A 25,755-nucleotide genomic window follows, 5' to 3' on the forward strand; every position below is an offset into this window, starting at 1 on the left:
CCGTTGCCCCGCCGCTCACCCGGATGACCCGACCCCGTGTGTCGGTTCGGTCGTGGTGACCGTGCTGGACGCCTTCAACGCCGGCGCGAACGGGTGCGAGCACCACGGCGCCCGTCTGCTGGCCAGCCTGGAAGGGGCCCGCGTCTACGCCCTGCCCGACGCCCCCGCCGGCAGCGCTATCCGCGTCTTCACCGCCGCCGACACCCTGCGCCCGTTCTGCTGGGTCGACGGCCCCCGCACCGCCCCGTCCCAGCTCAGCCGTGCCGAACAGCGCGCACGGTGCACCGACTTACCCTCCCTCGCCTCCCGTTCAGGAGACCTGCCGTCATGACCGAGAACGTCATCAACCTCCACAAGCCCACCGACCCCCCGACCGGTGCGAACACCCCGACCGTCCTCACGGTCGTCCCCGACCCGGCACCCGCCCCGCGGCTGCCGCTGTGGATCCGCTCCGGTCGGGCCATCCGTACGGCTGTGACGCACGACGTCACGAAGACGACCGCCCGCGCGGCGGCCCGGCACGCCCTCTACGTCTACGGCGGCACCTGCATCATCACCCGCCGTGCGTGGGAGGCCCGCACCCCCGCCCGCTACGAGCGGCTCATGCGGGCGGCGGAAGCGGCGGGGAACCTGGAAGAGGCCCGGGAGTGGGAAGAGCGCGGCCAGCACTTCCGCGAGGCACGCCACCGCCGCCGCATGGACCTCCTCCACTCCCCGATCGAAGCCGCCAAGGGCGCCGCCGTCTCCGCCGGAACCGGCGTCGGGTTACTGGTCGCACTCGGGGTCTGCATGGCCATCGCCACCAAAGACGCCACCGAGGTCATCACCCCGCTCATGGCAGTCATCAAGTTCATCAACCTGATCATCACCATCGTCCGCGTGGTCTGGGGACCGGCCCTCACGATCGGCCCGTTCCTCGCACTCCTCGCCCTGTGGACCGTGGGCGCGCACCAGAAGGCGGCGCCGTCGTGGTCGATGCCTGAGCAGCAGCGATCGAGCGAGGGTGAGCCCATCACTCCCTCGATCGTGGTCAAGGCCCTGCGCGACCTCGGGGTGCCCGCGCTTCGCAACGCCATTAAGGAGATGGGCGACGCCGGCGCATCGATGCTCGGACCGATCCGGATCGCCGGATGCGGCGTAGAAGTCGACGTCACGCTCCCGTCCGGGGTGTCCACGATCGAGGTGCAGAACCGGCGCCGCAAGCTCGCGGAGAACCTGACTCGGCACGAGCACGAGGTGTTCATCATGCTCCCCGTGGCCGCACGCACGGTCCGGCTGTGGATCGCCGACTCCGGGGCGCTGGATGAGCCGATCGGGCCGTCTCCGCTGGTCACCGACGAGACAGCCACCGCCGACTACAAGAAGGGCAAGGCCCCCTGGGGTCAGGACCTGCGCGGCGACGCGGCGGCCCTGAGCCTGTTCCAACGTCACCTCCTGGTCACCGGTCTCTCCAACCAGGGCAAGACCGCATCCCTGCGCGCGCTCGCCCTGTGGGCGGCGCTCGATCGCACGGTGGAGTTCCGGATCGCCGACCTCAAGGGCGTCGGGGACTGGGGCATGTTCGACGGGCTCGCCACCGTCCTGATCCAGGGGCCGACCGATGACGACGTGGTCGACGCCACGTGGATGGTGGAGGACGCGCTGGACGAGATGAACCGGCGGATCTCGGTCCGGCAGCAGGACCCGAAAGCGCAGTTCAGTCCGCTGGTGGTCATCGTGGACGAAGCGCAGGTGGCGTTCATGTGCCCGGTCAAGGACGACCAGAAGAACCCCTACGGCGGCTCCAAGGCCACCTCCCGGTACTTCATGGCGGTCCGCCGCATCCACAACCAGGGCCGCGCGGTGGACGTGCTGATGTGGCAGGGCACCCAGGACCCCACCGACCAGAACCTTCCCAAGCTGGTCCGGGAAGGCGCCCACACCCGCGCCTCCCTCGCGCTGGGCACCGAGTCGCAGGCCCGTATGGCGCTCGGGGACAAGGCCGTTGACGGCGGCGCCGCCCCGCACCTGCTCAGGCAGGGACTGGACAAGGGCACGCTGGTGGTCGCCTCGGACGGGATCACGGTCCCGGCCGGCCAGGCATCCATCACGGTGCGCACCCACTACATCAACGACGACGACGCCAAGGCCATCTGCGAGTGGGCCAAGGCCCTGCGCGCCGGCATCACCACCCTGCGCGCGGTCGACCGCACCGAGGAGCGTGACGCGCTCGCCGACATTCTCAGCGTGCTCGGGGACGCGCCGCGCCTGCTCACCCAAGACGTTCTCAAGCGGCTCGCCGTGCTGAGTGAGGACGCCTACGGGGCGTGGACGTTCAGCGACCTTAAGGACGCGATGGAGGCCTACGGCGAGGAGCCCCGCAAGTCCCACGGGCGCATGTCCGTCCACCGTGATCACGTCCTTCGGGCCATCGCCAACCGCGACGCCACGGGTTCCACTTCCGCTTCCGAGTAGCGGGGAGGCAACCGGTCTACGCCCGGGGAGGTGGGGAGAACTCCCCAACCGCCTCCCCAACCCGCCTCCCCCGCACTGATCAGCGAAAACATCATTTCGGGGAGGCGGGGAGGCGCCCAGCTCAGCGCCCCGAAACCCCCCTCTCAGCGCCCCCGACAGGGGGTGTCCCTGCCTCCCCCGACCCGCACCGGAAGGGATTCCGCATGTACCCCAACACCACCCCCAAGACGTCCACGCAGGGCGTCCGGATGAGCGAGGACGTGGCCGCCGCCGAAGCGGCTCGGATCATCGCCGATGCCTACCGCCCCGCCCCCGAGACCCCGACCTCCTACCGCGACGACAGCCCGCTTCCCGCCTACGGCGACACGCCCCCGGTGATGCAGCCGGACCGGCGGATCGTGCCCGCGTGGGCCGCCGGGACCGCCGTGGCCGGCATCGGCGTCGGGGCCGCGTTCGTCGGCGTCGGCTGCGGACTCTGGCTCGCCTGCCAGGGCTTCGCCGCCGTCTCCCTCACCTCGGTCCTGTTCGTCACCCTGCCCATCGCCGCCGTCGCCGGCGTCTTCGCCGCGATCGGCACCGCGCTGCGCTCCCTCAAGGGCGTCCACACCGAGAACCACCACCACTACACCGGCCCGATCAACCAGCACCACACCACCAGCAAGACCTACGGACTGTCCGCCCGCACCCACAACCAGCACACCAACTGACAGGAGAACACCGGCGTGAGCGCCACTCTCTTCCCCGTCGCAGCCCGCATCGCCGCCGCCCTGAACACCGCCAACGGCCACGGCGAACACGAGACCGCCATGCGCCTGATCAAGGTCACCGAAGAGGCCGGCGAGGCGTCCGCCGCCTACATCGGGATGATCGGCCAGAACCCCCGCAAGAACATCACCCACACCACCGCGGACGTCGCCGACGAGCTGTGCGACGTCATCATCGCCGCCACCGTCGCCCTGCACTCCTTCACCGCGATCCCTGGCGCCGACCTGACGGCCAAGTTGGACGCTGTCGCCCGCCGGCTGAACGCGCCGCGGCCGTAGCTACGCCAAGGGCGGCCCCCACCTCTCGCCAAAGAACGCGGGGCCGCCCTTGCCAACCAGGACCATCCAAGGAACTGGAGACATCCAGAATGACCCAACCCGCCCTCGTTCGGCGAGCCTTACCGCCCGCCCCGCTCGCGCCCGTGCTGGGAGCTCCCGGCGCGATGCGGTTCTACCTGACCACCCACAAACGGCACTGGATCAAGCTCACCGATGTGCCGCTGTTCCTGAAGTCCGAACACTTCGCGGCCGCCGCCAAGCTCTACCCCGCCCGCGGCCCGTACGCGGTCGACTCCGGCGGATTCTCGGAGCTCAAAGACAAAGGAACCTGGACCCGCACGCCCCGCCAGTACGTCCAGGATCTGCGCCGCATCTGGGAACACGTCGGCCCCTACGACTGGGCCGCCCCGCAAGACTGGATGTGCGAGGAAGCCATCATCAAGGGCGGCCGGTTCGGCGGACTGTACTTCGTCGGCACCCACCTCAGCGTGGAAGAACACCAGCGCCGCACCGTCGCCAACTTCCTGGAATTGCGTTCCCTCGCCCCCGACCTGCGCATCGCCCCCGTCATCCAGGGCGACACCGTGCCGGCCTATGAGCGTTGCGTGGAGCTGTACGAGCGAGCCGGTGTCGACCTGCGCGCCGAACCCGTCGTCGGGCTGGGCTCGGTCTGCCGCTTGCAGTCCACCCGCCAGGGCGCCGCGATCGTCACCGCGATGGCCGCACACGGCTTCAAGCTGCACGGCTTCGGATTCAAGATCCTCGGCCTGGAACGCGTCGGTCACCTGCTGGCCTCAGCCGATTCGGCTGCTTGGAGTGCCCACGCGCGCCGCCGGCCTCCGCTGCCGGGCCACACGCACAAGAACTGCGCGAACTGCATCGACTACGCCCTGAACTGGCGCCAGCGCGTCATCCGCGCCATCCCCACCCAACACCAGTTGATGCTCACCGACCGGAGGGCGGCATGAGCGAGCACCTGATGCGGGCCGCCCTGGACGCGGCCGCACGCGGCTGGCACGTCTTCCCCCTGCGCCCCGGCGGCAAGCCCCCCGCCCTGCACGGAGAGGCGTCCTGCCCCCACACCGGGGAGTGCGCGAGCGGGCACCGGAAGTGGGAGCAGCGCGCCACGACCGACCCGGACCGCATCCGCGCCGCATGGTCGCGGGCCCCGTTCAACGTCGGCATCGCCACCGGTCCATCCGGACTGCTGGTCATCGACCTGGACCTACCCAAGGACAAAGGCAGTGCGGACGCGCCTGACGGCGCGGCGACCTTCGGAGCGCTCTGCGAGCGCGCCGGCCACGCCGTCCCCGACACCTACCGGGTGCGGACCGCGAGCGGCGGGGAGCACCTGTACTTCACCACCCCCACCGGGATCCGCTTCGCCAACACCGCCGGGACCGTGGCCCGTTCGGTCGACACCCGCGCATGGGGCGGATACGTCGTCGCCGCCGGCTCCACCACTCCTACCGGAGCCTACGAAGCGCTGTGCGCCCCGGTGGCGGCCCCTGTGCCGTCCTGGCTCCAAACCATCCTGCAACCCGCCCCCAAGCCCGCACAGGCACCCTCAGGGGGCGTAGCGGGACAATCGCGGCGATATGCGGATGTAGCGCTCGCCAACGAGACGCGAAGCGTGGCCATGGCCCACCAGGGCGCGAGGGAAGCATCGTTGTTCCGGGCGGCGCGCGCTCTGGGGCGGTTCGTCGCGTGGGGCGACCTCCCCCGGCACGTGGTGGAGCAGGCTCTTCAGGAGGCGGGGCAGGGGGCCGGACTGTCCGCCGCCGAGTGCCGGTCGACCCTCCGCAGCGCCCTGGACTGGTCCATCACCCACAACACGGCTCGCAGGCAGGCGGCATGAGCCCCCGCCCCCTCCTGAAGAGCATCACCACCACCCCGGACGGCTCGCACGCCGCTCCACAGCCTGTGGACACGGCGGCCGTGGGCGAACCGAAGGGCGTCGCCGAAGGCGTCCCCATTGCCGTTCGTCCTGACCCGCGCCAGGGCGATGGCCGGTATCCGGTCGCGTGGCTCACGATCCGCGCCCCGCGCAACGCCATCCCGACCGCGACATCCACGTGCCGGTGCGGCAGGGACCGCCGTGCCGTCGGCAAGCCGCGCGTTCTGGCACTGATCGCCGACCACGAATTGCACCGCGACACCTGCCCGCTCCTCACCCCCCAGGAAGGGAGGGCCGCCGCATGACCGAGCAGGAAGAACTTCCCCCGCCCTCGAACCCGTTGGCGGTCGCCCGCCGTCTGCTGCCGGACTGGCAGACCGAGGACGGGCGGTTGGGGTGCCGGCGCTGGCGCGGTTCATGGATGCGCTGGACCGGTACGTGCTGGCGCGAGCTGGACGAAGCACAGATCCGGGCGGGCATGTACACCCGACTGGAGCACGCCGCCTACCTCGCCCCCGGCAAGGACGGCAAGCCCGAACAACGGGACTGGGCACCGACGAAGCAGAAGATCGGCAACCTGCTCGATGCTCTGGGGGCCATCACCCTGCTGCCCACGGACACCGACGCCCCGGCCTGGCTCGACACCGACGACGCGACCACCGAGGAGTGGGGGCCGATCGTCGCGTGTGACAACGGGCTGCTGCGCATCCGTGACCGTGCCCTGCTCCCGCACGGCCCGCACTTCTTCAACCTCGTCTCCGTCCCCTTCGCATACGACCCCACTGCGACCGCCCCGACCTGGGAACGCTTCCTAGCTCAGGTCTGGCCCGATGCCCCCGACGCCATCGCCGCGGTTCAGGAATGGTTCGGCTACGTCCTCTCGGGCCGTACCGACCAGCAGAAGATCCTGCTCATGGTCGGCCCCTCCCGTTCCGGGAAGGGCACCATCGCCCGCGTGCTCAAAGAGTTGGTCGGCAAGGAGAACCTCGCCGGACCGACCCTGGCCGGACTGGGCACGAACTTCGGCCTTGCCACCCTGATCGGCAAGCCGCTCGCGGTCATCTCCGACGCACGCCTGTCCGGCAACGACAACAGCCAGGTCGTGGAACGGCTGCTGACGATCTCGGGTGAGGACACCATCGACATCGACCGCAAGTACCGCGAGGCATGGACGGGACGGCTGCCCACCCGGCTGATGCTCCTGTCCAACGAACTCCCGCACTTCGGCGACTCCTCGGGCGTCATCGCCCGCCGGTTCGTCGTCCTGAGCATGACGGTGTCCTGGCTCGGCAAGGAAGACACCACCCTCACCGACAAGCTCGCCGCCGAAATGCCCGGCATCCTCAACTGGGCACTGGAAGGACTCGCCCGCCTGGAAGCCACCGGCCGGTTCACCGAACCGAAGTCCAGCCGCGAAGCCGTCACCACCATGCAGGACACCTCGTCACCCACCAGCGCGTTCATCCGCGAGCGCTGCACCACCGGACCGACGTGCAGCGTGCCCGTGGACGCTCTCTGGAACGTCTGGCGGGACTGGGCCGAAGACAACGGCGTACGCCCCGGCACGAAGCAGGTGTTCGGCCGCAACCTCCTGTCCGTCGTCCCCCAACTCAGCCGTTCCCGCCCGCGCGACGAGTACGGCCGGCAGGTCGTCACGTACACCGGGATCACCCTGAACAAGTCCGAACCACATTTGCCTGAGTCGCGACTCATCGCGTCTCAAAGCCTCGCTGAGAGCCGCTGAGTGCCGATGAGTCGCGACTCAGAGCAATGTGAATCCAACTGATGGAGGACCCCGTGAGCGCGACCGCCCCTTCCCCGGCCGACCCGCGCGCCACCCTTCGCGGCGGGCTCCCCGACCGGTACCTCACCCCCGACGACATCGCCGAAATGTTCGAGGTGCCGAAAGAGACCGTCTACCAGTGGCGCCGGAAGCACATGGGACCGCCCGGCTTCCGTATCGGCAAGCACCTCCGCTACGACCCGGCCGACGTGCGGGCCTACGTCGCCCGCCGCAAGACCGCGGACCAGAGCATCGCCTGACGAACAGTCATCTACCCGTGCGACTCCCAGGGAGGGCCACCCGGTGGCCCTCCCTTCCTCGTATGCAGAAAGGGCCGCTGTTCCACATGCCGGGCCATATTCAAGACCGCTGGTTCAGGACCGAAACCGCATCCAACGGCAAGACCACCAGGGCAAAGACCGACCGCTATGGGACGGGCCTGCGCTACCGGGCCCGCTACGTCGCTCCGGACGGGAGCGAACGAAGCAAATCCTTCCCGGACAAACAGAAGCGACTCGCAGAGACGTGGCTGACGCAGATCGCAGCTGACATGACCCGCGGTCAGTATGTCGACCCGTCCGCCGGCAAGGTGACGTTCAGGGAGTTTGCCACTCAGTGGCTGGCATCCCAGACCACGGACCCTTCCACCATCGTGAACATGGAGCTGAGGTTCCGGCTGCATGCCTTCCCCTACATCGGTTCCCGCTCCTTGAGCGCGTTCCAACCCGCCCATATCCGAACGTGGGCACGGGCCCTCGCAGACTCCGGGATGGCGGCGTCATATCAGCGGACGGTCTTTGCGAACGTCTCCGCTGTGTTCGGCGCCGCCGTGGACGATGGCATTCTGGCTCGGAACCCCTGCCGTGCGGGCTCCGTGCGGGCGCCCAAGCTGGATCGGCGGAAGCTCAAGCCGTGGACGCGTGACCGGGTGGTCGCCGTCCGGGACGGACTCCCGACTCAGTACGCGACGACCGTCGACATCGGTGCCGGGTGTGGCTTGCGACAGGGCGAGATTTTCGGGCTCGCCGTGGACGAAGTCGACTTCGTCGGGGGAGTGGTGCACGTCGTGCGACAGGTCAAGTTGGTTGGGCCACAGATGGTGTTCGCCCCACCCAAGGGCGGCAAACTGCGTGACGTACCGCTGCCCGACGTGGTGTCGGACGTGCTTGCCGCGCACATCACCCATCGGTCGCCTATCGACGTCACCCTGCCGTGGAAGACGCCGGACGGACCGCCGGTCACGGCGAAACTGCTCTTCTACTCACGGGAACGGAAGGCGCTGAACAGGAACTACTTCAACATGTACCTGTGGAAGCCCGCCCTGATCGCCGCCGGCGTCATTCCGGAACGGGCTCCGGGGGAGCGGTTCAAACAGTCGCGCGAGCACGGTATGCACGCGTTGCGGCACTATTACGCGTCGGTGCTGCTGGACTCGGGGGAGAACATCAAAGCCTTGGCCGAGTACCTCGGTCACTCCGACCCCGGATTCACGCTCCGGACGTACACGCACCTCATGCCCAACAGCCAGGACCGTGCGCGCAAGGCCATCGACGCCGCGTTCGGCGTACCGGGCGCGGACACGGGGCCCAGGTGAGGCCGCTGGGCTGACCTGAGCGACGGCGCGGCCGGGAGCTCCCGGCACCGGCCCAGCGGTGCTGGGCCCGAAACAGGCCGTCGGCCGTGCCCTTCCAGCGGAGGAAGAGCACGGCCGACGGCCCACAGACGGCCCAGGGGAGCGGATACCCGCTCTGACCTGGGGCGATATCACACGTCGAAGTACAGCTCGAACTCGTGCGGGTGCGGGCGCAGCTGCAGCGGGGCGATCTCGTTGGTGCGCTTGAAGTCGATCCACGTCTCGATCAGGTCGGACGTGAAGACGTCACCGGCGAGCAGGAACTCGTGGTCGCGCTCCAGGGAGTCGAGGACGGCCGGGAGGGAGGTCGGGACCTGCGGGACACCCGCGTGCTCCTCGGGGGCCAGCTCGTAGAGGTCCTTGTCGATCGGCTCGGCCGGCTCGATCTTGTTCTTGATGCCGTCCAGACCCGCGAGCAGCAGGGCCGAGAAGGCGAGGTACGGGTTGCCGGAGGAGTCGGGCGCACGGAACTCGACGCGCTTGGCCTTCGGGTTCGAACCCGTGATCGGGATACGCATCGCAGCCGAACGGTTGCGCTGCGAGTACACCAGGTTCACCGGGGCCTCGAACCCGGGCACGAGGCGGTGGTACGAGTTCACGGTGGGGTTGGTGAAGGCCAGCAGCGACGGGGCGTGCTTCAGGATGCCGCCGATGTAGTAGCGGGCGGTGTCCGACAGGCCCGCGTAGCCGGCCTCGTCGTAGAACAGCGGGTCGCCGTTGGCCCACAGCGACTGGTGCACGTGCATGCCCGAGCCGTTGTCACCGAAGATCGGCTTCGGCATGAAGGTCGCGGTCTTGCCGTTGCGCCAGGCCACGTTCTTCACGATGTACTTGAAGAGCTGGAGGTCGTCGGCGGCGGCGAGCAGCGTGTTGAACTTGTAGTTGATCTCCGCCTGGCCGGCCGTGCCCACCTCGTGGTGCTGGCGCTCGACCTTCAGGCCGGCCTTGTCCAGCTCCAGGGAGATCTCGGCGCGCAGGTCGGCGAAGTGGTCGACCGGCGGGACCGGGAAGTAGCCGCCCTTGTAGCGGACCTTGTAACCACGGTTGTCCTCCAGGGCACCGGTGTTCCAGGCGCCCGCCTCGGAGTCGATGTGGTAGAAGGACTCGTTCGCGGTGGTGGCGAAACGGACGCTGTCGAAGACGTAGAACTCGGCCTCGGGGCCGAAGTACGCGGTGTCGGCGATGCCCGTCGACGCGAGGTACGCCTCCGCCTTCTTCGCCACGTTGCGCGGGTCACGGGAGTACTGCTCGCCCGTGATCGGGTCGTGGATGAAGAAGTTGATGTTGAGCGTCTTGTCGCGACGGAAGGCGTCCACCCGGGCCGTCGACAGGTCGGCGCGCAGCGCCATGTCGGACTCGTGGATCGCCTGGAAACCACGGATCGAGGATCCGTCGAAGGCGAGCTCGTCATCCGGGTCGAACGCCTCGACGGGCACCGTGAAGTGCTGCATGACGCCCGGCAGGTCGCAGAACCGGACGTCGACGAACTTGACGTCCTCGTCCGCGATGAACTTCTTGGCCTCGTCGGCGTTCTGGAACATCCAGCTCCTCCTACTCCCGGCCGTTCCCGTGCCGGGGTGGTAGTTCGTTCGTGCGGCCAGTGCGGTGGCACACGCTGTCCCCGACCCTAGGGACGGGTGATTTCTCGGGCGTGACCCATTTGTTTCGCTGAAGTTAACCGGCCTTGTTCCACCGTAGCCCCGGGGCACCCCGCAGGACCGCGGGCGTTCGCCCGGGCAGTACCGTGTTCGGGTGGACAACAGGCAAGCAATGGGATCGTGGCTCTCGGGGCCCCGCGCGGCCATGGAAGAGGCCGGTGCGGAGTTCGGGTACCGGGGCGAGCAGCTCGGACTGCCGGAGGACGGCCCTGGCTCCATCGCCCGTCCGGGGCGGCGGCTCGGCGCGCTGGTCGTGGACTGGGCGCTGTGCGTGTTGATCGCATACGGCCTGATCACCGACGGCTACAGCCCCGCTACCAGCAACTGGGCGCTCCTCGTGTTCTTCATCCTCGGAATCCTGACCGTCGGTACGGTCGGCTTTACGCCGGGTAAGCGGCTCTTCCGGCTGCGGGTGGTCGGTGTCGGGACGGGGCGGGTGCAGCCGTTGCGCGCGCTGGCCCGCACGGCGCTGTTGTGCCTCGCGATCCCGGCGCTGGTGTGGGACCGGGACGGCAGGGGGCTGCACGACCGGCTGGCGGGGACCGTGGAGGTCCGTATCTGAGGCGAGGGGTGGGAGCGCGTGCCCCACTCGTCTGCCGGTGCTGCTTCGCCGGCGGGGTGCGGACCGGTGGGGGCTCTGGTCGCGCAGTTCCCCGCGCCCCTTACGGGGCGCCGTAGTCGCGTCAGCCACCAGCTGCGGAGAATCCCGCCCCAGGCGGCACGGGTGGGCGCGGCGGCACCCTGCAAGCGCCGGTAAGGCTCCACCTCAGCCTCCGCCCCGGCTCGCCTCCGGCTCCACCTCAGCCCCCGCCCCGGCTCACCTCCTCCGCAGCAGCCGCGCCAGTACGTCCCTCAGCTCTCCCTCCGGATCGGGCACCGCGGCCTCCGAGCGCCACGCCACGAATCCGTCCGGCCGTACCAGCACCGCGCCGTCCGCCGTCGTGCCGTGTGCCGCCGCCCAGTCACCGGCCTCCCCGTCGTACACGAGGTCGGCCCCCGCCTCCCCGATGCGATACGTGTCCAGTCGTAGCCGCTCCGTGTCCGCGATCCGGCGGGCGGCCGCGTGCCAGGCCGCGCCCGCCGCCGAGCCCGCGTCGCTGAGCAGTACCAGGGACCGCTCGTACAGGTCGAGCGTCGAGAGCCGTTCGTCCGCGCGGCGCAGCCACAGGTGGGGGGCCCGGCTGCCCGGCTGTCCGGTCAGGTTCATCCCGTCGGGTACGACCGGCCGGCCGGGCTCCGCGCCGACGGCCGCGCCCTTCGGGTACCGGTAGCCGAGAACGATGTTGAGGATGCCGCCGCGCTTGCCGGCGCCGATACCGGGCGCGGGCGCGAAGCCGGGGTGGCTGTGCTCCACGGAGCGGGCCGAGGCGCGGGCGCTGGTGGCGACGGCCACGGGGCGGCGCTCGCTGTCGTACGACTCCAGCAGCCCGGGGCCGGCCCAGCCGTCGAGGACGGCCGCCAGCTTCCACGCCAGGTTGTGCGCGTCCTGGATGCCGGTGTTGGAGCCGAACGCGCCGGTCGGGGACATCTCGTGCGCGGAGTCGCCGGCCAGGAAGACCCGCCCGGACGAGTACCGTTCGGCGACCCGTTCGGCGGCCCGCCAGGAGGCGCGGCCGGTGATCTCGACGTCGAGGTCGGGGACGCCGACGGCCCGGCGGATGTGCCGGGTGAGGCGTTCCTCGGTGAACTCGTCGAGGGTTTCGCCGCGTTCGGGGTGCCACGGAGCGTGGAAGACCCAGCGCTCCTTGTTGTCGACGGGCAGCAGCGCACCGTCGGCCTCGGGGTCGGTGAGGTAGCAGCAGATGAACCGCCGCTCCCCGACGGTCTCCGCGAGCAGCTTGGAGCGGAAGGTGATGCTGACGTTCGCGAACAGGTCGCCGGGGCCCGTCTGGCCGATACCGAGCCGGCCCCGGACCGGGCTGCGCGGGCCGTCGGCGGCGACCAGGTAGTCCGCGCGGACCGTGTACATCCGGTCGGAGTCACGGTCGTGGACGTACGCCGTCACTCCTTCGGGGTCCTGTTCGAAGGACTCCATCTCGTGGAAGTAGCGAAGGTCGCCGGTGAGGGATTCGGCCGCCCGGCGGAGCACCGGCTCCAGGTCGTTCTGGCTGCACAGGCACCAACCCGTAGGGCTGAACTTCGCGAGCCCGCCGCCGGGGTCGATCTCCTTGAACAGCCATTCGCCGGCGTCGCCGACCAGCGTCGGGGTCTGCAGGATGCCGTGGTTGTCCGCGAGGAGTGAGGCGGCGGACCTGATGTCGGGCTCGATCCCGGCCTTCCGGAACAGCTCCATCGTCCGCACGTTGTTGCCACGGCCGCGGGGATGGATCGAGGTCCCGGAGTGCCGTTCGACGAGCATGTGACGTACGCCCAGACGGCCCAGGAAGAGGGACATGGACAGGCCCACGAGGGAGCCGCCCACGACGAGGACGGGGACCTGGTGATCGGTTCTCTGCTGCATCGGGGTCTCCAGGGGCGGATGGTGGTGCGTCAGGTGCGTCGGAACTTCCATGCCCCTTCCGGAGGGGTTCCGCGTACCAATCACCCACCTGGTTCACGCGAGTCGCGCGCTTCGGAGGACCGGCACAGGATCAAAAAGCGCTGACGCCGCGTCATCGGCGAAGGCGCAGGCCGTTGCCCCCGCGAAGGAGATGTGCGAAGCATGACGACGATCTCGGAAAAGGTTTCGGAAAAGCTGACCCGCCCGGTGTCGAAACGGGTCTCCCAGTCCGTCTTCGACGGCTCCCGGCTCCGGGTCGTCCTGCTGGTGGACGTCTACGAAGGCGCGCAGCATCAGTTCCTGAAGGCCTACGAGCAGCTGTGCAACCAGGTCGCCCAGGTGCCCGGCCACGTCAGCGACCAGCTCTGCCAGTCGATCGAGACCCCCTCGCAGTGGCTGATCACCAGCGAGTGGGAGAGCGCCCCGCCGTTCCTCGCCTGGGTGAACAGCGAGGAGCACGTGGAGATGGTGAAGCCGCTGCACAACTGCGTCCGCGACACCCGTTCGCTGCGCTTCCACGTCGTACGCGAGACGGGCGGGCCGGCGGCGGACGCCGTGCGTGTCCTGCAGGCCGAGCCGCGGATGGGCGACGGCGTGATCCGCCACGCGCTCACCTTCACGGTCCGGCCGGGCAGTGAGGCCGAGGTCGCGAAGATCCTCGCGGACTACGCCTCGCCCCAGGCGGAGGTCGACGCGTCCACCCGGCTGTGCCGTACCTCCCTGTTCATGCACGGCAACCGGGTGGTGCGGGCCATCGAGGTGCGCGGCGACCTGATGGCGGCCCTGCGCCATGTCGCCCGGCAGCCCGAGGTGCGGGCCGTCGAGGAGGCCATCAACCCCTACCTGGAGCAGGACCGCGACCTCGACGACCAGGACTCGGCACGGGTGTTCTTCACCCGGGCGGCGCTGCCGGCCGTGCACCACGTCGGTCCCGAGGCGCCGGCCGACGGCGACCGCCACGCGCTGTACTACCCGGCCCGGCCGGGCTGCGGGATGCGGCTCGCGGAGCTGCTCGCGCAGCAGGACGAGGCCGCGGCCGAGGACCAGGCGAGCCCGATGCTGCACAGCACGGTCTTCCAGCGCGACGACGTCGTCGTACGGCTGGTCGAGCAGCGGTCCGGTACGCCCGTGGACGTCACCCCGGCTCATGCGCTGACCGCCCTGCTGGACGGCGACGCGGTGCGGATGCGGCTCATCACCGACCGCCGTTCGCCGGACGCCTGACCCCCCACCACCGTCGGATCACACTCACGGAGGAACGTAGTGATGAAGCCCATTCCGAAGATCGTGGACCTCAGCGAGGTCGAGCCCAACACGCGGCGCGGCGGCGATGTGCGCGCCATGCTCACCCCGGCCACGGTGGGTTCCACCAGCGGTTTCATGGGTGTGGCCATCGTGCAGCCGGGCGACCGCATCGCCGAGCACTACCACCCGTACTCCGAGGAGTTCGTGTACGTGGTCTGCGGTGAAATGGAGGTCGACCTGGACGGCGAGCCGCACTCGCTGCGGCCCGAGCAGGGGCTGATGATCCCCATCAACATGCGCCACCGCTTCCGCAACGTGGGGAATGTCGAGGCGCGGATCGTCTTCCACCTCGGTCCGCTGGCCCCGCGCCCGAGCCAGGGTCATGTCGACACGGAGGAGACGGAAGCCGCCGTCGCCGTGGGGCAGGTCCGGTCGTGACCCGGCGCGTGGCGGTTACGGGCATAGGCATCGTGGCTCCGGGGGGTGTGGGCGTACCGGCGTTCTGGGACTTGCTCGCCTCGGGCCGGACCGCGACGCGCGGCATCACCTTCTTCGACCCCTCCGGCCTCAGGTCGCGGATCGCCGCCGAGTGCGACTTCGACCCGGCGGCGCACGGCCTGGACGCCGAGGAGATCGAACGGGCGGACCGTTACATACAGTTCGCCCTGGTCGCCGGTGACGAGGCGGTCCGGGACTCCGGTCTCGACCTGGGCCGGGAGAACCCCTGGCGGGTCGGGGTGTCCCTGGGTACGGCGGTCGGTGGCACCACCCGCCTCGAGCACGACTACGTCCTGGTGAGCGCCGGGGGCCAGCACTGGGACGTGGACCACCGGCAGGCGGGGCCCCAGCTGCACCGGGCGTTCTCGCCGAGCACCCTCGCCTCCGCGGTGGCGGAACGTTTCGGCGCCCAGGGTCCGGTGCAGACCGTCTCCACCGGCTGCACCTCGGGCCTGGACGCCGTCGGCTACGCCTTCCACACCGTGCAGGAGGGCCGCGCCGACATCTGTATCGCCGGTGCCTCGGACTCCCCGATCTCCCCGATCACCATGGCCTGCTTCGACGCGATCAAGGCCACCTCCCCGAACAACGACGACCCCGAGCACGCCTCGCGCCCCTTCGACAACCGCCGTGACGGGTTCGTCATGGGGGAGGGCGGCGCGGTGCTCGTCCTGGAGGAGCTGGAGCACGCCAAGGCCCGCGGCGCGCACATCTACTGCCAGCTCGACGGCTACGCCACCTTCGGCAACGCCTACCACATGACCGGTCTCACCAGTGAGGGCCTGGAGATGGCCCGCGCCATCGAGACCGCCCTCGACCACGCCCGCCTCGACCCCACCGCCATCGACTACGTCAACGCGCACGGCTCCGGCACCCGGCAGAACGACCGCCACGAGACCGCGGCCGTGAAGAAGGCGCTCGGGCAGCACGCGTACGACACACCCATGAGCTCCATCAAGTCGATGGTGGGCCACTCGCTCGGCGCCATCGGCGCGATCGAGGTCGTCGCCTGCGTGCTCGCCCTGGTCCACCAGGTGGTCCCGCCCACCGCGAACTACGAGACCCCCGACCCCGAGTGCGACCTCGACTACGTACCGCGGGTCGCCCGCGAACGGCCCCTGGGCGGCGTCCTGTCCGTGGGCAGCGGGTTCGGCGGATTCCAGTCCGCGGTGATCCTGACCCGGCCGAGAGGAAGGACACGATGAGCGGATCCCGTCCTCGGCGGGCGGCTGTCACCGGCATCGGTGTCGTCGCGCCCAACGGAACCAGCACCGAGACCTTCTGGAAATCCGTCCAGGAGGGACGCAACGTCCTCGACAAGGTGACCCGCGACGGCTGCGAGCACCTGCCCATGAAGGTGGCCGGAGAAGTCCGCGACTTCGACCCGACGGCCGCCGTCGAGGAACGCCTCATCGTCCAGACCGACCGCTTCACGCACTTCGCGATGGCCGCGGCCGACCTGGCACTCGAAGATGCCCGGCTCGGCCGCGGTGACACCGACGGCTCGCCGTTCGACGTCGGCGTGGTCACCGCGGCCGGCTCCGGCGGCGGCGAGTTCGGCCAGCGCGAACTCCAGCAACTCTGGGGCAAGGGCAGCCGGTTCGTCGGCCCCTACCAGTCCATCGCCTGGTTCTACGCGGCCAGCACCGGCCAGATCTCCATCCGGCGCGGCTTCAAGGGACCCTGCTCGGTGGTCGCCGCCGACGAGGCCGGCGGCCTGGACGCCCTGGCACACGCCGCCCGCGCGGTGCGGCGCGGCACGGACGTCATCGTGGCCGGCTCCACCGAGGCGCCGATAGCTCCGTACTCGATGGTCTGCCAGCTCGGATACGAGGAGCTCAGCCGGGAGACCGACCCGACCCGCGCCTACCGCCCGTTCACCGAGCAGGCCTGCGGGTTCGTACCGGCCGAGGGCGGCGCCATGCTCGTCGTGGAGGACGTCGGCTCGGCCCGGGAACGCGGGCTGCCGGTACGGGCCACCCTCGACGGTCACGCGTCGACCTTCACCGGGGCCTCCCGCTGGGCCGAGTCGAGGGCAGGGCTCGCCCAGGCGATCCGCGGCGCCCTCGCCGAGGCCGGCTGCGCCCCGGAGGAGATCGACGTGGTCTTCGCCGACGCCCTCGGGGTCCCGGCGGCCGACCGGGCGGAGGCGCTGGCCATCACCGACGCCCTCGGCGCGCACGGCCGGCGCGTGCCCGTCACCGCGCCCAAGACCGGGATCGGCCGGGGGTACTGCGCGGCCCCCGTCCTGGACACCGCCGCCGCGGTGCTCGCGATGGAACACGGCCTGATCCCTCCGACCCCGGGTGTCCACGACATCTGCCACGACCTCGACCTCGTGACCGGTAGCGCCCGCGCCGCCGCACCACGCACGGCGCTGGTCCTCAGCCGGGGACTCATGGGGTCGAACTCGGCACTCGTGCTGCGCCACGGCACGGCCGGGTGAGCCGGAGAAAACCAGCTGCCCTGCAGCTAAGAAGAAGGAGTCCCTATGAGCATCACCGTGGACGAACTGTCCGAACTCATGAAGAAGGCCGCCGGCGTCACCGTCGCCCCGGCCGACCTGCAGGACCGGCGCGACACCGGCTTCGACGCGTTCGGTGTCGACTCGCTCGGCCTGCTCGGCATCGTCGGCGAGCTGGAGAACCGGCACGGCGTGCCCATGCCGGTGGACGCCGAGCGGTGCAAGACCCCCCGCCAGTTCCTCGACCTCGTCAACAGCGCCATGCCCGCGGGAGCCTGACATGACCGGACACACCCAGAACGAGATCACCATCGCCGCGCCCGTCGACCTGGTCTGGGACATGACCAACGACGTGGCCAACTGGACGCAGCTGTTCAGCGAGTACGCCGGTGTCGAGATCCTCTCCGAGGAGGGGAACAAGGTCACCTTCCGGCTGACCATGCACCCCGACGAGAACGGCAAGGTGTGGAGCTGGGTCTCCGAGCGCGAGACCGACCGCCCCAACCTGACCGTCCGGGCCCGCCGGGTGGAGACCGGTCCCTTCGCGCACATGAACATCCGCTGGCAGTACGAGGAAGTACCGGCCGGCACCCGGATGGTCTGGGTCCAGGACTTCGCGATGAAGCCGGAAGCCCCCGTCGACGACGAGTGGATGACCGACAACATCAACAAGAACTCCAAGGTCCAGATGGCCCTGATCCGCGACAAGATCGAGAAGGCGGCCACCGGCCGGCGCCCCGACCCGGCCCTGGCCGACTGAGCCGGCCGTCAGGAAAGCGAAGAACGGAGAGACACCGTGCACCAGGCCCTGATCGTCGCCCGTATGGCACCGGGCTCCGCTCCCGACATCGCGAAGGTGTTCGCGGAGTCCGACCGGGGAGAGCTGCCGAACCTCGTCGGGGTGGTCCGGCGCAGCCTCTTCCAGTTCGGTGATGTGTACATGCACCTCATCGAGTCCGAGCGCGAGCCGGGACCGGCCATCGCCAAGGTCACCTCGCACCCCGAGTTCAGGGACGTCAGCGACCGTCTCCAGGCGTACGTCAGCGCGTACGACCCGGAGACCTGGCGCTCCCCGAAGGACGCGATGGCCCAGCGCTTCTACCTCTGGGAGCGCGACGGCGGCGCGTGAACCGTCGTACCGCCGTACGCCGACGGTGCCGGACCCGCGCAGAACGCGGGCCCGGCACCGGCGTGTCCGGCCCCGCCTCAGGCGGGCACCGTGCAGTCGAAGGCGTGCAGATACGGGTTGACCGGCCGCATGTCGTTGACGCTCAGACCCGCGTCGGTCAGCCGGCGCACCATGCTGTCGGTGGTGTGCTTGGCCCCGCCGACGTTCAGGAGCAGCAGCAGGTCCATCGCGGTGCTGAACCGCATCGACGGGGTGTCGTCGACGAGGTTCTCGATCACCACGACCCGGGCTCCCGGACCGCCCGCCGCGACCACGTTGGCCAGCAGCCGGGCGGTGGAGTCGTCGTCCCACTCCAGGATGTTCTTGATGATGTAGACGTCCGCGTCGACCGGCACGGCCTCCCGGATGTCACCCGGCACGATGCGCGCCCGGTCCTCCAGGTCGCCGCCCGGGCGCAGCCGCGGCAGGGCCTTCTCCACCACTTTGGGGAGATCAAGCAGATAGCCCTTCATCGCCGGGTACTTGTCCAGCAGACAGGCCACCACGTGCCCCTGGCCGCCGCCGAGGTCGGCGACCGACCGGCTGCCGGACAGGTCGAGCAGCGCGGCGACCTCACGGGCTGACTGCTCGCTGGAGGTGGTCATCGCCCGGTTGAAGACGTCCGCCGACTCCGGGGCGTCCTCGTTCAGGTAGACGAAGAACTCCTTGCCGTAGAGATCCTCGACGACGTTACGGCCACTGCGCACGGCCTCGTCGAGCTTCGGCCAGGCGTCCCAGGTCCACGGCTCGGTGCACCACAGGGCGATGTAACGCAGGCTGTGCGGGTCGTCCTCCCGCAGCAGCCGGGAGGTCTCGGTGTGGGCGAACGTCCCGTCCGGGCGCTCGGCGAAGACGCCGTAGCAGGACAGGGCCCGCAGCAGCCGGCGCAGCGGCCTCGGGTCGGTCCTCACCGCGGACGCCAGGCCCTCCACGGTCATCGGGGCGTCCCCGAGCGCGTCGGCGACGCGCAGCCGGGCGGCCGCGCGGACGGCGGCGGCACAGGCCGCCCCGAACACGAGCTCGCGCAGCCGCATCGACGGCGGCGGTGCGCCCTCCGCCTGCGCCTCCTGCGGCGCCGCCGGGAGGTCACGTGCTGGTGCGGTCATGTGCCGCCTTCCTTCCTTGGGTGGGCCTTGTGTGGCCTTCTGGGCGTGCCGTACGGCCGTCAGGTCAGCACAGGCCGGCGGGCTTGGACTTCTTGCAGGTGTTGTCCTTGAAGGCGTTGCCGCGCTTGGCGGTTTCCTGGTTGATCAGGTCGGCGGGGGCGTTGCCCGACAGGTTGTTGCGGGTGATCTGGTTCTTGTCGCTGGTGGCACCCACGAAGCTCTTGAAGAGCACGACACCGCCCGACAGCGGGGACTTGCCGGAGTTGCCGGTGACCACGTTCCCGGTCACCAGGGTGTCCTCGGCGCCGGTCAGCACGATGCCGGAGCCCTGCAGGAAGGACAGCTTGGCCGTCTTCTTGCAGTACTTGTTGTTCTTGACGACCTGGTTGTCGGCGACGGTGATGCGACCGGCCTTCGGCTTGTTCTCGTCGCCGACGACGAACACGCCCGCGCAGTTGCCGGTGACCGAGTTGTCCGAGACGGTCAGGTTGCGCAGCCGGCGCACGGTGACGCCGATCCGGTTCTTCTCCAGGAGGTTGTGCTCGACCACCGTGCCGTCGGTGTCGGTGGCGCCCTTCTCGGCCGTGATGGTGTTGGCGAGGAACAGGCCTGCGTCGCCGTTGCTCCGGGCGACGTTGTTGCGGTAGGTGCTGTGCACCGAGCGCTCCTCGGCGATGCCCCACTGCCCGTTCTTCACGGCGGCCACGCCGTGCACGTTCAGGTTGGCGGTGCCGACGGCCATGACGCCGGTCCGGGAGAACCCGGTCACGGTCATCCGGGCGATGGTGACGTCGTCGACGGCCTTGCTCTTGGTCCCGACCACGCAGATGCCGTTGCCCATCGCGGCACAGGACTTCTCGGCGGCCTTCTTCGCGGTGCTCTTGGCCTTCTTGGCCGCCGGCTGGAGCACGGTGTCCGGGCCCATACCCCGCAGGGTGAGTTGGGGCGTGGTCACCTTGACGCTCTCGTGGTACGTGCCGGCCAGCACGAGGACGGTGTCGCCGGGCTCGGCCGCGTCCACGGCCTTCTGGATCGACTCACCCGGATGCACCACAAGGGTGCGGTGGACGGCGGTCGCCGGGGCGGCGCCGAGGAGGGAGCCGCACAGGGCGGCGGCACAGGCGAGGTATGAGATATGGCGTTTTGTCACATTTAGCAGGCTAGGAGTGGATGACCCGATTACCCGCTGGATACTCCGTTCGGCGGCGTGTCATCCGGGCCGCGGAAAACCGGTCCGGAAACGACGAAGGCGCGGCGGTCGCACCAGCGACCGCCGCGCCCCGAATCCCTGGGCCTCTACCGCCCCCGAGGGCCGCCCTTGGGCATCCGCATGCCCTTCGGCATGGGCCCCTTCGGCAGCGGCATGTTGGACATCAGGTCACCCATCGCCCGAAGCCGGTCGTTGGTGGATGTCACCTGCGGACCGGTCAGCACGCGCGGGAACTTCAGCATCGTGGTCCGCAGCTTCTTCAGCTCGACCTGGCCCTCACCCGTGCCCACGATCACATCGTGCACCGGCACGTCGGCCACGATCCGGGCCATCTTCCTCTTCTCGGCGGCCAGCAGGGTCTTCACCCGGTTCGGGTTGCCCTCGGCGACCAGGACGATGCCGGCCTTGCCGACGGCCCGGTGCACCACGTCCTGGCTGCGGTTCATCGCCACCGCCGGTGTCGTCGTCCAGCCCCGCCCGACGTTGTCCAGGACGGCGGCCGCGGCGCCCGGCTGGCCCTCCATCTGGCCGAAGGCCGCCCGCTCGGCCCGCCGGCCGAAGACGATCGCCGTCGCGAGGAGGGCGAGCAGCAGGCCCAGGATGCCCGCATAGACCGGATGCCCGATCAGGAAGCCGATCACGAGGAAGACAGCAAGGGTGCCGAGACCGACACCCGCGAGTACAAGGCCGATCGTCTTATCGGCCTTGCGGGTCATCTTGTACGTCAGGACGATCTGCTTCAGTCGCCCGGCATTCGCAGCGTCCGCTGCGGGTTCCTTCCTCGCCATGCCCCGAAGTCTACGTGGCCCCGGGAGTGCCGACGACGGCAGTGCCCGGAGAAGGGCCGCAGGGGGCCGTCAGGAGCGGCCGGCGGCCTGCTCGAGGAAGCGCTGCGCCTCGACCCGGTCCTTGGCGCGACGGCGGTCTTCCAGCACGGAGGTCCAGGCGTTCTGGCGGGCGGTGCGCTGGCCGCCGCTCATCAGGAGGGACTCGACGGCGCGCAGCGCGTCGGTGAAGGACGGGATCGCGGTGGCGCGAACGGGCGCGGCCTGCATGGTGGAGGTCCCCCTCGAAGTGGGTGTACATGCTGTGATACCAGGGTCACTGTTCGGTGTTACCAGGGCGTGACCGACCGGTCAAACACCAATGAAACCTTGATACGCGGGCTCCGCACGCTGACGCGGTCCTGACGGGCGTCCTCATCAGCGAGGACGGTCAGGACCGCGTCCATTCGGTCATTACTGGCCGGTAGTAGCTCGTGCGCGAATTCACACGCTCGGAGCCGTGGGGAAGCGGGCGGGGATCAGACCGCCTGTGCGGCGACGAACGCACCCCGCTTCTCGATGGCCATCCGGTACAGCCGCCCGGCCCGGTAGGAGGAGCGGACCAGCGGCCCGGACATCACACCGGAGAAGCCGATCTGCTCGGCCTCCTCCTTCAGCTCCACGAACTCGTGCGGCTTGACCCAGCGCTCCACGGGGTGGTGCCGCACGCTCGGGCGCAGGTACTGCGTGATGGTGACCAGCTCGCAGCCCGCCTCGTGCAGCTGGCGCAGCGCGTCGCTGACCTCCTCGCGGGTCTCGCCCATGCCGAGGATGAGGTTGGACTTGGTGACCAGGCCGAAGTCACGGGCCTCGGTGATGACCTTCAGCGAGCGCTCGTAGCGGAAGCCGGGACGGATCCGCTTGAAGATCCGGGGCACCGTCTCGACGTTGTGCGCGAACACCTCGGGGCGGGACTCGAAGACCTCGCGCAGCAGCTCCGGGACGGCGTTGAAGTCCGGGGCGAGCAGCTCGACCTTGGTACGGCCGGCCTCGCGCTCCGCCGTCTGCGCGTGGATCTGGCGCACGGTCTCGGCGTACAGCCAGGCGCCGCCGTCCTCCAGGTCGTCGCGGGCGACGCCGGTGATGGTGGCGTAGTTCAGGTCCATGGTGACCACGGACTCACCCACGCGGCGCGGCTCGTCGCGGTCCAGCGCCTCGGGCTTGCCGGTGTCGATCTGGCAGAAGTCACAGCGCCGGGTGCACTGGTCGCCGCCGATGAGGAAGGTCGCCTCGCGGTCCTCCCAGCACTCGTAGATGTTCGGGCAGCCGGCTTCCTGGCAGACCGTGTGCAGGCCCTCGCTCTTCACGAGGTTCTGCATCTTCGTGTACTCGGGGCCCATTTTCGCCCGGGTCTTGATCCACTCGGGCTTGCGCTCGATGGGGGTCTGGGCGTTCCGGACCTCCAGGCGCAGCATCTTGCGTCCGTCGGGTGAGACTGCGGACACGTCGGCTCCCTGTAACTTCGATTCCTCGGCGTACACCAGGGTACGCCCGTGATTGCCGGGCCTTTCCTGAGAGGCCAACCCCTCAGCCGCAGGCCGCATTCCTTCGGTCAGGCGGAGGCCTTCTCGATCTCCCGCGGCTTGAGCTCCGCGTTCTCCAGGACGTCCTTCAGGTGCCGCTCGACCACCGGCAGCACCTCCTCGATCGTCACGTCCCTGCCGAGCTCGCCGGCGAGGGAGGCGACACCCGCGTCCCGGATGCCGCACGGGATGATCCGGTCGAACCACTTGTTGTCGGGGTTCACGTTGAGCGCGAAGCCGTGCATGGTGACGCCCTTGGCCACCCGGATGCCGATCGCGGCGATCTTCCGGTCCTCGCGGCGCTGCCCGGCGTTGGAGGGCGCGTACTCCGGGCCGTTCAGCCGCGGGTCGAACTCCTCGTCCTGCAGCCGGGGGTCGAAGTCCAGGGAAAGCCCGCCCGACGCCGGCCGCTGCTCGACCGGGTCACCGAGCACCCAGACCCCGCTGCGCCCCTCGACCCGGGTGGTCGCCAGGCCGAACTCGGCGCAGACCCGGATCAGTGCCTCCTCCAGGCGCCGTACGTGCGCGACCACGTCCACCGGACGCGGGAGCTTCTGGATCGGGTAGCCCACCAGCTGACCCGGGCCGTGCCAGGTGATCTTGCCGCCGCGGTCCACGTCGATGACCGGGGTGCCGTCCAGCGGCCGCTCGTTGTCCGCGGTGCGGCGGCCTGCCGTGTACACCGGGGGGTGTTCGAGCAGCAGCACCGTGTCGGGCACCTCGTCCGCGAACCGCGCCGCGTGCACGCGGCGCTGCTCGTCCCACGCCTCCTGGTACTCGACGGCGTCCACGCCGAACCCCACGCGGACGAACCGCAACTCACTCACGGCAAGCGCCTCCCTCAGGCGATGGGTGTGTCAGGCACATAACGCGCCCAAGCCACTGTACGTCCGCCCGTCGCGCGTCAGCCTTGGGGTCAATCCTCACACGATCGGATGAATGAACGGCGAAGAGTGCGATCACCTGCTCACTCTCCGCTACATTCGCGCCGTCCATGAGTGCCAAAAGGGCAGCTCACCGGCAATCCGGGCACAAGCGACCGAGCTGAGCCCGAAAGGCAGGAGACCGCACCGCAGATGACGGACCGACCCGCGCAGCGCACCCCCAACCGCCAGCTCGCCGCGCTCATCGCAGAAGCGGGGTTCTCCAACGCGGGTCTGGCCCGTCGCGTCGACCAACTCGGTCTCGAACACGGGCTGGATCTCAGATACGACAAGACCTCGGTCACCCGGTGGCTGCGCGGCCAGCAGCCCCGGGGCACCACCCCCGCCCTGATCGCCGAGGTCTTCACCCGGCGCCTCGGCCGCCGGCTCACCGCCCAGGACCTGGGCCTGGACGCCTGCGCCCCGGTGTACGCCGGGCTGGAGTTCGCGGCCACCCCCGAGGAGGCCGTCGACATCGTCAGCGGGCTGTGGCGCAAGGACTCCGGCAGCCACGCCGAACTCCGCAAGATCGCGTTCACCCCGGCCGGGCTCGTGGTGCCCAGCCGGGACTGGCTGATCGGCCGTGCCGACGACAAGGTGGCCCGCGGTGAGACGGCAACGCCGGCGGTCCGGGTGCCGGCGCAGATCCGGCCCGCCGCACCCAAGCCGCCGGCCCTGCCGGGACGCTCGCGCGGGCAGGCCGAACGCGGGCCCGGCCAGCGGGTCACCGGCGGGGACATCGCCGCCCTCCGCTCGGTCGGCGAGCTGTTCCGCTCCCTCGACGACCAGTACGGCGGCGGGCACGCCCGGCAGGCCCTGGTGCGCTATCTGGAGCACGAGTGCGAGCCGATGCTGCGCGGCACGTACGGCGAGCAGACCGGCCGCAAGCTGTTCGGCGCGGCCGCGGACCTGACCCGGCTCGCGGGCTGGACGTCGTACGACATCGCCGCGCACGGTCTCGCCCAGCGCTACTTCGTCCAGTCCCTCCGCCTCGCCCAGGCGGCCGGGGACCGCTCCTACGGCTCCTACGTCCTGGTCACCATGAGCCGCCAGGCCGTCTACCTCGGCCACGGCCGGGAGGCCGTACAGCTGGCCCGCGTGGCCCAGCAGGGCGTGGGCACCAGCGCCCCGCCGATCGTCCAGGCACTCCTGCACGCGGCCGAGGCCCGCGCCCACGGGGTCCTCGGCGAGGTGCGGGCGTGCACCGGCGCGCTGGTCCGGGCCGAACGCGCCCTGGACGCGGCCCGGCCCGGCGACGAGGTCCCGCACTGGGCACGCTTCTTCGACGAGGCGCAGCTCGCCGACGAGCTCGGCCACTGCCACCGGGATCTCCAGCAGTTCCGGGCGTCCGCGCAGCACGCGGAGCGCTCGCTGCAACTCCGTGCGCCCTCCTATGCGCGCAGCCGCCTCTTCTGCCGCGTCGTCCTCGCCACGGCCCGCCTGGGCCTCGGCGAACTCGACCAGGCGTGCGCGCTCGGGGCGGAGGCGGCGGGCGCCGCCGCGGAGATGCGCTCGGTACGGGCGATCGAGTACGTCAGGGACTTCGAACGCCGACTGGAGCCGTACAAGGACGCGGCACCGGTGAGGGGCTACCGCGACAAGGTCGCCGCGCTGAGCTGACCACCGGTCGGGTCGGCGCGCGGCTCGGCACCGGTCCGCCGACCCCTGGGGGTCTTGTCCGCTGCGGCGGTGATCGGCCACGACGGCGTTGTCCGGCGGTGCCGGGGCGGCCGGTGCCACTCGCCGTGGCCGGTTCCGGTTCGCCGCCGGGTGCGGCCGTCGTGGCTGGTCGCGCCCGCGCGGCGGAGCCGCATGCCGAATACAGC

General features: G+C 70.2%; 27 protein-coding genes. 19 read left to right on the forward strand and 8 right to left on the reverse strand.

The annotated features are described in order from the left end of the window. Window positions 1-52 precede the first annotated feature (52 nt). The 10 genes from ABTY98_RS25790 (at window position 53) to ABTY98_RS25835 (ending at window position 8,771) form a co-directional block, all read left to right on the forward strand. A complete protein-coding gene (locus ABTY98_RS25790) occupies window positions 53-331 on the forward strand; it encodes a hypothetical protein (RefSeq protein ID WP_352223338.1) in 279 nt (92 codons plus the stop codon). After that, window positions 328-2,454, forward strand: a complete 2,127-nt coding sequence (locus ABTY98_RS25795) for an ATP-binding protein (protein WP_352223339.1) — start codon at window positions 328-330, stop codon at window positions 2,452-2,454. The genes ABTY98_RS25790 and ABTY98_RS25795 overlap by 4 nt, the downstream gene beginning before the upstream one ends. Before the next feature lie 203 nt (window positions 2,455-2,657). After that, entirely contained in the window at window positions 2,658-3,161 is a 504-nt protein-coding gene (locus ABTY98_RS25800; RefSeq protein ID WP_352223341.1) for a hypothetical protein, read from the forward strand. 15 nt (window positions 3,162-3,176) lie between these two features. After that, window positions 3,177-3,497, forward strand: a complete 321-nt coding sequence (locus ABTY98_RS25805) for a MazG-like family protein (RefSeq protein WP_352223342.1) — start codon at window positions 3,177-3,179, stop codon at window positions 3,495-3,497. Between the two features lie 143 nt (window positions 3,498-3,640). After that, a complete protein-coding gene (locus ABTY98_RS25810; RefSeq protein ID WP_352223343.1) occupies window positions 3,641-4,465 on the forward strand; it encodes a deazapurine DNA modification protein DpdA family protein in 825 nt (274 codons plus the stop codon). Further along, a complete protein-coding gene (locus ABTY98_RS25815) occupies window positions 4,462-5,355 on the forward strand; it encodes a bifunctional DNA primase/polymerase (RefSeq protein ID WP_352223344.1) in 894 nt (297 codons plus the stop codon). Before ABTY98_RS25810 ends, ABTY98_RS25815 begins: the two co-directional genes overlap by 4 nt. Continuing rightward, window positions 5,352-5,699, forward strand: a complete 348-nt coding sequence (locus ABTY98_RS25820; protein ID WP_352223345.1) for a hypothetical protein — start codon at window positions 5,352-5,354, stop codon at window positions 5,697-5,699. Before ABTY98_RS25815 ends, ABTY98_RS25820 begins: the two co-directional genes overlap by 4 nt. Continuing rightward, entirely contained in the window at window positions 5,696-7,138 is a 1,443-nt protein-coding gene (locus ABTY98_RS25825) for a DNA primase family protein (RefSeq protein WP_352223346.1), read from the forward strand. The genes ABTY98_RS25820 and ABTY98_RS25825 overlap by 4 nt, the downstream gene beginning before the upstream one ends. Window positions 7,139-7,179: 41 nt before the next feature. After that, on the forward strand, window positions 7,180-7,437 hold the full coding sequence (locus ABTY98_RS25830) for a helix-turn-helix domain-containing protein (RefSeq protein ID WP_352223347.1): 258 nt from the start codon (window positions 7,180-7,182) through the stop codon (window positions 7,435-7,437). A gap of 86 nt (window positions 7,438-7,523) precedes the next feature. Next, a complete protein-coding gene (locus ABTY98_RS25835; protein WP_352223429.1) occupies window positions 7,524-8,771 on the forward strand; it encodes a tyrosine-type recombinase/integrase in 1,248 nt (415 codons plus the stop codon). Between the two features lie 170 nt (window positions 8,772-8,941). Here ABTY98_RS25835 and glnA read toward each other — a convergent pair whose 3' ends face one another. Then, window positions 8,942-10,351 (reverse strand): type I glutamate--ammonia ligase, encoded by a 1,410-nt coding sequence (gene glnA / locus ABTY98_RS25840; RefSeq protein ID WP_352223348.1) that lies wholly within the window; start codon window positions 10,349-10,351, stop codon window positions 8,942-8,944. A gap of 211 nt (window positions 10,352-10,562) precedes the next feature. Between glnA and ABTY98_RS25845 the strand changes: the two genes are divergently transcribed. Further along, complete coding sequence (locus ABTY98_RS25845; protein ID WP_352223349.1) at window positions 10,563-11,030, forward strand: RDD family protein; 468 nt, start codon at window positions 10,563-10,565, stop codon at window positions 11,028-11,030. Between the two features lie 255 nt (window positions 11,031-11,285). Here ABTY98_RS25845 and ABTY98_RS25850 read toward each other — a convergent pair whose 3' ends face one another. Further along, entirely contained in the window at window positions 11,286-12,929 is a 1,644-nt protein-coding gene (locus tag ABTY98_RS25850) for an FAD-dependent oxidoreductase (protein ID WP_352223350.1), read from the reverse strand. 201 nt (window positions 12,930-13,130) lie between these two features. Between ABTY98_RS25850 and ABTY98_RS25855 the strand changes: the two genes are divergently transcribed. Genes ABTY98_RS25855 through ABTY98_RS25885 form a run of 7 tightly spaced genes read left to right on the forward strand, consistent with a single transcriptional unit; the run spans window position 13,131 to window position 18,304 of the window. After that, window positions 13,131-14,192, forward strand: coding sequence for a SchA/CurD-like domain-containing protein (locus tag ABTY98_RS25855; protein ID WP_352223351.1), 1,062 nt, complete (start codon window positions 13,131-13,133; stop codon window positions 14,190-14,192). Between the two features lie 42 nt (window positions 14,193-14,234). Beyond that, window positions 14,235-14,651 carry a cupin domain-containing protein gene (locus ABTY98_RS25860; RefSeq protein ID WP_502994349.1) on the forward strand — a complete coding sequence of 139 codons (417 nt, stop codon included), beginning with the start codon at window positions 14,235-14,237 and terminating at the stop codon, window positions 14,649-14,651. Next, window positions 14,648-15,916: a beta-ketoacyl-[acyl-carrier-protein] synthase family protein gene (locus ABTY98_RS25865; protein ID WP_352223353.1), complete on the forward strand. Its 1,269-nt coding sequence runs from the start codon at window positions 14,648-14,650 to the stop codon at window positions 15,914-15,916. Before ABTY98_RS25860 ends, ABTY98_RS25865 begins: the two co-directional genes overlap by 4 nt. Further along, on the forward strand, window positions 15,913-17,157 hold the full coding sequence (locus tag ABTY98_RS25870) for a ketosynthase chain-length factor (protein WP_352223354.1): 1,245 nt from the start codon (window positions 15,913-15,915) through the stop codon (window positions 17,155-17,157). The genes ABTY98_RS25865 and ABTY98_RS25870 overlap by 4 nt, the downstream gene beginning before the upstream one ends. Before the next feature lie 45 nt (window positions 17,158-17,202). Continuing rightward, the gene (locus ABTY98_RS25875; protein WP_352223355.1) at window positions 17,203-17,454 is read left to right on the forward strand and encodes an acyl carrier protein; all 252 of its coding nucleotides are present in this window, start codon (window positions 17,203-17,205) and stop codon (window positions 17,452-17,454) included. A gap of 1 nt (window position 17,455) precedes the next feature. Then, entirely contained in the window at window positions 17,456-17,935 is a 480-nt protein-coding gene (locus ABTY98_RS25880; RefSeq protein WP_352223356.1) for an SRPBCC family protein, read from the forward strand. A 36-nt stretch (window positions 17,936-17,971) separates the two neighbouring features. Next, window positions 17,972-18,304 (forward strand): TcmI family type II polyketide cyclase, encoded by a 333-nt coding sequence (locus tag ABTY98_RS25885; RefSeq protein WP_352223357.1) that lies wholly within the window; start codon window positions 17,972-17,974, stop codon window positions 18,302-18,304. A 77-nt stretch (window positions 18,305-18,381) separates the two neighbouring features. On the opposite strand, the gene ABTY98_RS25890 is transcribed toward ABTY98_RS25885, so the two are convergent. The 6 genes from ABTY98_RS25890 to lipB form a co-directional block, all read right to left on the reverse strand. Next, window positions 18,382-19,377: a methyltransferase gene (locus ABTY98_RS25890; protein WP_502994356.1), complete on the reverse strand. Its 996-nt coding sequence runs from the start codon at window positions 19,375-19,377 to the stop codon at window positions 18,382-18,384. Window positions 19,378-19,513: 136 nt separating this feature from the next. Beyond that, the gene (locus ABTY98_RS25895; RefSeq protein ID WP_352223359.1) at window positions 19,514-20,599 is read right to left on the reverse strand and encodes a right-handed parallel beta-helix repeat-containing protein; all 1,086 of its coding nucleotides are present in this window, start codon (window positions 20,597-20,599) and stop codon (window positions 19,514-19,516) included. 146 nt (window positions 20,600-20,745) lie between these two features. Then, the gene (locus ABTY98_RS25900; RefSeq protein ID WP_352223360.1) at window positions 20,746-21,447 is read right to left on the reverse strand and encodes a DUF4191 domain-containing protein; all 702 of its coding nucleotides are present in this window, start codon (window positions 21,445-21,447) and stop codon (window positions 20,746-20,748) included. Between the two features lie 69 nt (window positions 21,448-21,516). After that, window positions 21,517-21,714: an SCO2195 family GlnR-regulated protein gene (locus ABTY98_RS25905; protein WP_181806529.1), complete on the reverse strand. Its 198-nt coding sequence runs from the start codon at window positions 21,712-21,714 to the stop codon at window positions 21,517-21,519. Between the two features lie 248 nt (window positions 21,715-21,962). Then, window positions 21,963-22,928 carry a lipoyl synthase gene (gene lipA / locus ABTY98_RS25910; RefSeq protein ID WP_352223361.1) on the reverse strand — a complete coding sequence of 322 codons (966 nt, stop codon included), beginning with the start codon at window positions 22,926-22,928 and terminating at the stop codon, window positions 21,963-21,965. Window positions 22,929-23,035: 107 nt separating this feature from the next. After that, a complete protein-coding gene (gene lipB, locus ABTY98_RS25915) occupies window positions 23,036-23,833 on the reverse strand; it encodes a lipoyl(octanoyl) transferase LipB (RefSeq protein WP_352223362.1) in 798 nt (265 codons plus the stop codon). 249 nt (window positions 23,834-24,082) lie between these two features. Between lipB and ABTY98_RS25920 the strand changes: the two genes are divergently transcribed. Continuing rightward, window positions 24,083-25,549 (forward strand): NsdA family TPR-like regulatory protein, encoded by a 1,467-nt coding sequence (locus tag ABTY98_RS25920; protein WP_352223363.1) that lies wholly within the window; start codon window positions 24,083-24,085, stop codon window positions 25,547-25,549. Window positions 25,550-25,755 lie beyond the last annotated feature (206 nt).

Source organism: Streptomyces sp. NPDC096040 (assembly GCF_040303265.1).
In the GTDB taxonomy this organism is placed as follows: Bacteria; Actinomycetota; Actinomycetes; order Streptomycetales; family Streptomycetaceae; genus Streptomyces.

What these genes read in the sequence shown, in the direction of transcription:
- ABTY98_RS25795 (WP_352223339.1), top strand. Translation starts at nt 328, where the DNA reads ATGACCGAGAACGTCATCAACCTCCACAAGCCCACCGACCCCCCGACC.
- ABTY98_RS25800 (WP_352223341.1), top strand. Translation starts at nt 2,658, where the DNA reads ATGTACCCCAACACCACCCCCAAGACGTCCACGCAGGGCGTCCGGATG.
- ABTY98_RS25815 (WP_352223344.1), top strand. Translation starts at nt 4,462, where the DNA reads ATGAGCGAGCACCTGATGCGGGCCGCCCTGGACGCGGCCGCACGCGGC.
- ABTY98_RS25820 (WP_352223345.1), top strand. Translation starts at nt 5,352, where the DNA reads ATGAGCCCCCGCCCCCTCCTGAAGAGCATCACCACCACCCCGGACGGC.
- ABTY98_RS25825 (WP_352223346.1), top strand. Translation starts at nt 5,696, where the DNA reads ATGACCGAGCAGGAAGAACTTCCCCCGCCCTCGAACCCGTTGGCGGTC.
- ABTY98_RS25830 (WP_352223347.1), top strand. Translation starts at nt 7,180, where the DNA reads ATGGAGGACCCCGTGAGCGCGACCGCCCCTTCCCCGGCCGACCCGCGC.
- ABTY98_RS25835 (WP_352223429.1), top strand. Translation starts at nt 7,524, where the DNA reads ATGCCGGGCCATATTCAAGACCGCTGGTTCAGGACCGAAACCGCATCC.
- glnA (WP_352223348.1), bottom strand. Translation starts at nt 10,351, where the DNA reads ATGTTCCAGAACGCCGACGAGGCCAAGAAGTTCATCGCGGACGAGGAC.
- ABTY98_RS25850 (WP_352223350.1), bottom strand. Translation starts at nt 12,929, where the DNA reads ATGCAGCAGAGAACCGATCACCAGGTCCCCGTCCTCGTCGTGGGCGGC.
- ABTY98_RS25855 (WP_352223351.1), top strand. Translation starts at nt 13,131, where the DNA reads ATGACGACGATCTCGGAAAAGGTTTCGGAAAAGCTGACCCGCCCGGTG.
- ABTY98_RS25860 (WP_502994349.1), top strand. Translation starts at nt 14,235, where the DNA reads ATGAAGCCCATTCCGAAGATCGTGGACCTCAGCGAGGTCGAGCCCAAC.
- ABTY98_RS25870 (WP_352223354.1), top strand. Translation starts at nt 15,913, where the DNA reads ATGAGCGGATCCCGTCCTCGGCGGGCGGCTGTCACCGGCATCGGTGTC.
- ABTY98_RS25875 (WP_352223355.1), top strand. Translation starts at nt 17,203, where the DNA reads ATGAGCATCACCGTGGACGAACTGTCCGAACTCATGAAGAAGGCCGCC.
- ABTY98_RS25880 (WP_352223356.1), top strand. Translation starts at nt 17,456, where the DNA reads ATGACCGGACACACCCAGAACGAGATCACCATCGCCGCGCCCGTCGAC.
- ABTY98_RS25890 (WP_502994356.1), bottom strand. Translation starts at nt 19,377, where the DNA reads ATGCGGCTGCGCGAGCTCGTGTTCGGGGCGGCCTGTGCCGCCGCCGTC.
- ABTY98_RS25900 (WP_352223360.1), bottom strand. Translation starts at nt 21,447, where the DNA reads ATGGCGAGGAAGGAACCCGCAGCGGACGCTGCGAATGCCGGGCGACTG.
- ABTY98_RS25905 (WP_181806529.1), bottom strand. Translation starts at nt 21,714, where the DNA reads ATGCAGGCCGCGCCCGTTCGCGCCACCGCGATCCCGTCCTTCACCGAC.
- ABTY98_RS25920 (WP_352223363.1), top strand. Translation starts at nt 24,083, where the DNA reads ATGACGGACCGACCCGCGCAGCGCACCCCCAACCGCCAGCTCGCCGCG.